Origin of the sequence: Gemmata sp. (assembly GCF_051859125.1) — a bacterium.
Taxonomy (GTDB): domain Bacteria; phylum Planctomycetota; class Planctomycetia; order Gemmatales; family Gemmataceae; genus Gemmata.
This window is the reverse complement of record NZ_JBHYGG010000173.1, coordinates 1-5,778: the sequence shown is the minus strand read 5'-3', so window position 1 is coordinate 5,778 and position 5,778 is coordinate 1. Positions and strand designations below refer to the sequence as shown.

Annotated in this window: 6 protein-coding genes; 3 read left to right on the top strand and 3 right to left on the bottom strand. The window is 72.1% G+C overall.

Features of this window, described 5'->3' with window-relative positions; translation table 11 throughout:
- Positions 1–216: 216 nt before the first annotated feature.
- Positions 217–711, bottom strand: a complete 495-nt coding sequence (locus ACTIGN_RS15870) for a hypothetical protein (RefSeq protein WP_439625521.1) — start codon at positions 709–711, stop codon at positions 217–219.
- A gap of 109 nt (positions 712–820) precedes the next feature.
- Positions 821–1,000 carry a hypothetical protein gene (locus ACTIGN_RS15865; RefSeq protein WP_439625519.1) on the bottom strand — a complete coding sequence of 60 codons (180 nt, stop codon included), beginning with the start codon at positions 998–1,000 and terminating at the stop codon, positions 821–823.
- Positions 1,001–1,182: 182 nt separating this feature from the next.
- Between ACTIGN_RS15865 and ACTIGN_RS15860 the strand changes: the two genes are divergently transcribed.
- Together ACTIGN_RS15860 and treZ are read left to right on the top strand one after the other, a co-directional pair.
- Positions 1,183–2,139, top strand: a complete 957-nt coding sequence (locus tag ACTIGN_RS15860; protein ID WP_439625517.1) for a TIGR03885 family FMN-dependent LLM class oxidoreductase — start codon at positions 1,183–1,185, stop codon at positions 2,137–2,139.
- Positions 2,140–2,208: 69 nt separating this feature from the next.
- A complete protein-coding gene (gene treZ, locus ACTIGN_RS15855; protein ID WP_439625515.1) occupies positions 2,209–4,068 on the top strand; it encodes a malto-oligosyltrehalose trehalohydrolase in 1,860 nt (619 codons plus the stop codon).
- Between the two features lie 263 nt (positions 4,069–4,331).
- On the opposite strand, the gene ACTIGN_RS15850 is transcribed toward treZ, so the two are convergent.
- Entirely contained in the window at positions 4,332–4,523 is a 192-nt protein-coding gene (locus ACTIGN_RS15850; protein ID WP_439625513.1) for a hypothetical protein, read from the bottom strand.
- Positions 4,524–5,069: 546 nt separating this feature from the next.
- Here ACTIGN_RS15850 and ACTIGN_RS15845 point away from each other — a divergent pair.
- Positions 5,070–5,456: a response regulator gene (locus tag ACTIGN_RS15845; protein ID WP_439625511.1), complete on the top strand. Its 387-nt coding sequence runs from the start codon at positions 5,070–5,072 to the stop codon at positions 5,454–5,456.
- The last annotated feature ends 322 nt before the right edge of the window (positions 5,457–5,778 follow it).

Here is a 5,778-nt window from a genome sequence, read left to right as displayed (position 1 = left end):
GGTCGCCGCGAGTCTTCGAGCGGCGGGTGAGGGGGTGCCACCGGAACCACACCCCGGACCCGCGGTCCATTCCGCCACCACTTCTTGGGACTCCGGGACAAGACTGGGTTACGGTTGTGGGGCAGGCCGCCGGCCTGCCGGGACTTCGGCAGGCCGGCGGCCTGCCCCACGAGTTCTGTCCGCCAGTCCTTGGCCCGAGTTGGTGTGACACCGGATCTATTGGATTCGTGTGGGCCCGAGCGCGGACCGTGCGGCGCGCAGCCGCACGCGCTCGATCCGCTGGCGCTGCTCCGCGGCCCGCGCCACCAGGGCGGCGTAGTCCGGCCCGCGGAGTTCGGGCGCGGCCGCCGCGACCTCGGCCAGCGCCGCCCACAGGCTCCGCTTGCCCTCGATCCCGACGGCCACCAGTTCCGCGGCTTCGAGTAACCGGAAGTCGCCCCCGGGGGCGTCGTCCACCCGCAGCTTGAGCCGCGCGGCCTTCTCCGCGAGCCAGCCCACGGCCCCGCGGACCGTGCCCGGCGACCCGCCCACGCGGCCGATCAGGGCGTCCAGCTCGGCCCGGTCGGTCAGAACGTCTTGCCGCAGCGTGGCGAAGAACGGGGCCAGGTCGGTCCCGCCGTGCGCCTGCTCCAGGTGCTCCAGAAGTTCGATGGCGACGACCGACCCGGCCAGGTGGTCGTGCAGGTACGTCACCAGGTGCTCGTTCGCCACGGTCGCGTCTCCCTTCATCGATGAACTGGTCGGGTGGGGCTCGGGAACGAACGACACGCGGGCCGGGGCGCCCCGACCCGCTGAGCGGCTGAGCGGCTGAACGCGCGCCTCACCGCTTCTGGTCGGTCGGCTGCCGGCGGGCGTCGTCCGGGTTGTTCCGCTGGTCCTGCTGCTTGTCCTGGTCCGACCGCTCGCCGGCGCCCTGGGTGGTCGTCCCCTGCGCCTGCTCGGGCTGCTCGGGGTTCTGGTTCCCCTGCTTCTGTCCGCCGCGGTTCTTCTGGTCGGCCATGATGGTTCCCCTGGGTACGCGCGCCCGTCGGAGACGGGAGAGTGGGCGGTGGCGGAGTACGCAATCGACGTACCGAACGCCCCCGCTCCCCGCCGCCTGTTCACCGTTCGTCCCTCGGGGAATTGGTCCGGACGTTGCTGCATCCCGGACCGCCCAGTTGGTCCGGTGAGAGAGGAGGGGGCATGGGAACGATCGGCTGGCACGCATCGCACGAACTGCACCCGCCCCGCGAACTGCTCCGGCTCGCGTGCCGCGCCGAGGCGGCGGGGTTCCGCGCCGGCACGTGCTCGGACCACTTCCACCCGTGGACCCCGCAGCAGGGGCAGAGCGGGTTCGCCTTCTCCTGGCTCGGGGCCGCGCTGCGCGCCACCGCCCTCCCGTTCGGGAGCGTGTGCTGCCCGACCGGGCGGTACCACCCGGCCGTCGTCGCCCAGGCGGCGGCCACCCTCGCCGAGATGTTCCCGGGCCGGTACTGGCTGGCCGTCGGGACCGGGCAGGCGCTCAACGAGGCGGTCACCGGCGGCGCCTGGCCGGCGAAGCCCGAGCGCCGGGCCAAGCTGCGCGAGGCGGTGGACGTGATCCGGGCGCTGTGGGCGGGGGAGACCGTCACCCGCCGCGGGGCCGTCCGGGTCGAGGCCGCGAGGCTGTACACCCGCCCGGCGCGGCCCCCGCTCCTGTTCGCCGCGGCCCTCACCCCCGAGACCGCGGAGTGGGCCGGGGGCTGGGCCGACGGGCTCCTCACCGTCGGGCACCAGCCGGACGGGCTCCGCGAGGTCGCCGACGCCTTCCGCCGCGGGGGCGGGGCGGGCAAGCCGATGGTGCTCCAGGCGGCCGTCGGGTTCGCGCCGACCGAGGACGAGGCGTGGCGTGACGCGCACGCCGGCTGGCCGGTCGCGGGCCTCGGGCAGGACCTGCTCCAGGACGCCCCGGACCCCGGCGCGATCGCCGCCGCGGCCGCGGCGGTGCGCGTCGGCGACCTGCGCGGGAAGCTGCGCGTGTCGTCCGACCCGGCCCGGCACGTCGAGTGGATCCGCGGGGACTTCGCGGCCGGGTTCGGGGCCGTGTACCTGCACTTCGTCGGCCGCGACCCGGACCGGTTCATCGACGCGTTCGCCGAGAGAGTGCTCCCCGCGTGCTGACCGGCGCGCCGGCCCCTGCCCCCGCCCGCGGGTCCCGCGGGCGGTAACCAATCCCACTGGGAAGTGACCATGCCGAGTTTCTGGAAGCCCCGGTTGGGGGCGGTGTACCTGGGCGACGGGAGGTGCCGGTTCCGCGTCTGGGCGTCCCGGTGCGAGCGGGTGGACCTGCACGTCACCGCGCCGGTGGACCGCGTCGTCCCCATGCGGCCGGTGGGCACGGGGTACTTCGAGGTCGTGCTCGACGGGGTCGAGCCGGGCACCCGGTACCTCTACCGGCTCGACGGCGGCGCCGAGCGCCCCGACCCGGCCAGCCGGCTCCAGCCGACCACCGTCCACGAGCCGTCCGCGGTGGTCGACCCCGCGTTCCCGTGGACCGACGCCCACTGGCACGGCGTGCCCCTTGACAAGTACGTGATCTACGAGTTGCACGTCGGCACGTTCACGCCCGAGGGCACGTTCGACGCGGTGGTCCCGTACCTCGACGAGCTGGTCGGCCTCGGCGCCACCGCGGTCGAGTTGATGCCGGTCGCGCAGTTCGCGGGCCGCCGCGGGTGGGGGTACGACGGGGTGTACCCGTTCGCCCCGCAGAACAGCTACGGCGGCCCGGCCGGGCTCAAGCGGCTGGTGGACGCGTGCCACGCCCGCGGGCTCGCGGTCGTCCTCGACGTGGTGTACAACCACTTCGGCCCCGAGGGCGGGTACCTCCACGAGTTCGCCCACTACTTCACCGACCGGTACAAGACCCCGTGGGGCAACGCGGTCAACGTGGACGGGCCGAAGAGCGACGAGGTCCGCCGGTACCTGATTGAGAACGCCCTGTACTGGGTCCACGAGTTCCACGTCGACGCGCTGCGGCTGGACGCGGTCCACGCGATCTACGACGTGACCGCGGCCCCGTTCCTGATGGAACTGGGCAACGTGGTCGGGCGGTACGCGACCGACCTGAACCGGCAGGTGTACCTGATCGCCGAGAGCGACCTGAACGACCCGCGGGTGCTCCGCTCGCCCGACCTGGGCGGGCTCGGGCTCCACGCCCAGTGGGCCGACGACCTGCACCACTGCGTGTTCACCCTCCTGGCCGGCGAGGAGTGCCCGTACCACCGGGACTACGACCAGTTCGGCCTCCTGGTGAACGCGTACCAGCACGGGTACGCGTACACCGGGCAGTTCAGCGCCACGCGGGAGCGGCGGCACGGCAACCAGCCGGCGAACCTGGCCGGCCGGCAGTTCGTGGTGTGCATCCAGAACCACGACCAGATCGGGAACCGGAAGTTCGGCGAGCGGTTCGGCGCGCTCGTGAGTTTCGAGGCGCAGAAGCTCGCGGCCGCGGCCGTCATGCTGGCCCCGTACACGCCGATGCTGTTCATGGGGGAGGAGTACGGGGAGCCGGCCCCGTTCCAGTACTTCGTGGACTTCTCCGACCCGGACCTCGTCGAGGCGGTGCGCAGGGGCCGCAGGGAGGAGTTCCAGATGACCGGCGGCGACCCGCCCGACCCGCAGGCCGCGGACACGTTCCGCCGGTCCGTCCTCAACCGCGGCCTGCGGCACGCGGACACGCACAAGGTGCTGTGGGACTTCTACCGGGAGGTGCTGCGGCTCCGCCGCGAGTCCCCGGCGCTGCGGTTCCCGGACCGGGAGCGGATGCGGGTGACGGCGTTCCAGGAGCACCACACGCTGGCCGTCGAGCGGTGGGACGGGGACGCCGAGACGCTGCTCGTGATCAACCTGTCGGACCGCCCGGCCGAGGTCCGCCTGACGCTCCGCACGGGCACGTGGCAGCGCGACCTGGACTCGGCCGCCGCGGAGTGGAACGGCCCGGGGTCGGTCGCGCCGCCGGAACTGGTCGCCCGCAGCGAGGTGCAGTTGACCGTGGCGGCGACGTCGGTGGTCGCCTACACGCTCCTAATCGATCCCGTGACCCACCGCTGATACCAACACCAGTAGTTTCGAGTTCAAAGTGTATAGGTCCGAGCGAGGGTCGACATGAACCCTCGCTCGGACCTCGCGCTCGGATCTGCTTGATGTTGGTGGGGCAGACATTCTTGTCTGCCTCCAACGGCCTCACGAGGCAGACAAGAATGTCTGCCCCACCAACTCAACTGCGTAACTCCCACCAGGATGAGTCCTCCCCCACCAGGGGGAGGGCAAGAGTCCGCCACGGTTACCGATCATTGGATTCGGGATGATCGGTATCAGGCGGCCCGGTCGGCGCCGGGTGCCGCCGGGGCGGGGGCGCTGGGTGCGGGCCGCAGGGCGGCGGCCAGTTGCTCGACCGCCGCACGGTGCGCCGGCCGGACGACCCGGGCCAGGGCCGAGACGAACTCCTGCCAGGCGTCGCCCTTCTTCCGCCGGCGCGGGCTGGCCGCACGCAGGCCGTGCTCCACCTCGTACCGCTTGCCGAGTTTGATGAGGTGCTTGAGCCGCTCCCGGCCCGGGCTCAGGCCGTGCTCCTTCTCGAACTCCCGGCCGAGGACCGCGAGCTCGTGAACCCGGTGGCCCCCCGCCTGCCGGCGGCGGAGCGGACGGGGTCAACGGCCCGGGGTTCCGACCCCGCCGGGGCGCCCTCCGCGGCCGCCGCCTCCGTATCGCCGGCGGGTAGTACAACGGGCTGATCATCGATGATCGGGTGATCGATTGCGTTCACAACTGCTCTCCATATTGACCGGTAATCTCCACTGTTTCGTCGCAATAATTAGAGGCCCGGGGCGCGTTTTCGGTGCGGCGAAACAGCGCGAATCGCCGCCCGCGTTACCCCGGCCGCGGCTCTTCCCGACACCGCGTCGGAACCCAGCGTAATGCCGGTTCACGCATCCGTTTCGCAAGTGTGCGAAGTCCGGCCCCCGGTAGGATGCACGAACCGAACTCATCTGTATTCGCCTCCAAGTCCGCAGGGCCATTCCATGAACTTAGACTCATCCCGTGCCCGTCCGGTGTCGGTGCTCGTGGTCGACGACCTGCCCGACGCGGCCGAATCTGCTGCCGAGATCCTTGCCCTGTCCGGGTGCCGGGCACGGGTGGCGATGTGCGGGCGCGACGCGCTCCGGGCCGTGGCCGAGGAGGCCCCGGACGTGGTGCTGCTCGACATCGGAATGCCCGGGATGGACGGGTGGGAGACCGCCCGGCGGATCCGCGACCTGGTCCGGGCCGCCCAGCCGGTCATCGTCGCGGTGACCGGGTACGCCTGCGACGCCGACCGGCACCGTTCGGCCGATGCCGGGATCGACCTGCACCTGGCCAAGCCCGCCGCCCCGGCCGTCCTCCTCGCCCTTGTGGACCGCGTGCGGGTCCACCTGTGCTCCCGCGCCGCCCGCGCCTGATCCGGGCTCGCGGGCGGCACCGGAGCCGCAACTTCGACACGGACGTCAAGCGGCAGACGGTCGCGGACCAGCACCAGGGCCGTCGCGGTGGTCACCTGAGCGCGCACGCAGGCCAGGGCGAACCCGATCAAGGGGTTCGCCGTGAAGACGTTCCTCACGCTCGAATCGCACTTTAGAATAGCCAAGAAGTCGAGCAAGTAACTGCGCGGTCCCGGGCGGTCCGCGGACGATCCGGGACTCTGTTCTTACGACTTGAGGTCCACTGGCCCTACAACCGGGCCTCTGCCGCGAAGGCGTCTGGCCCGGGGGCCATACGCCTTCA

Bases quoted from the DNA above. Each gene is read 5' to 3' on its own strand.
- ACTIGN_RS15865 (WP_439625519.1), bottom strand. From the start codon at position 1,000: ATGGCCGACCAGAAGAACCGCGGCGGACAGAAGCAGGGGAACCAGAAC.
- ACTIGN_RS15860 (WP_439625517.1), top strand. From the start codon at position 1,183: ATGGGAACGATCGGCTGGCACGCATCGCACGAACTGCACCCGCCCCGC.
- treZ (WP_439625515.1), top strand. From the start codon at position 2,209: ATGCCGAGTTTCTGGAAGCCCCGGTTGGGGGCGGTGTACCTGGGCGAC.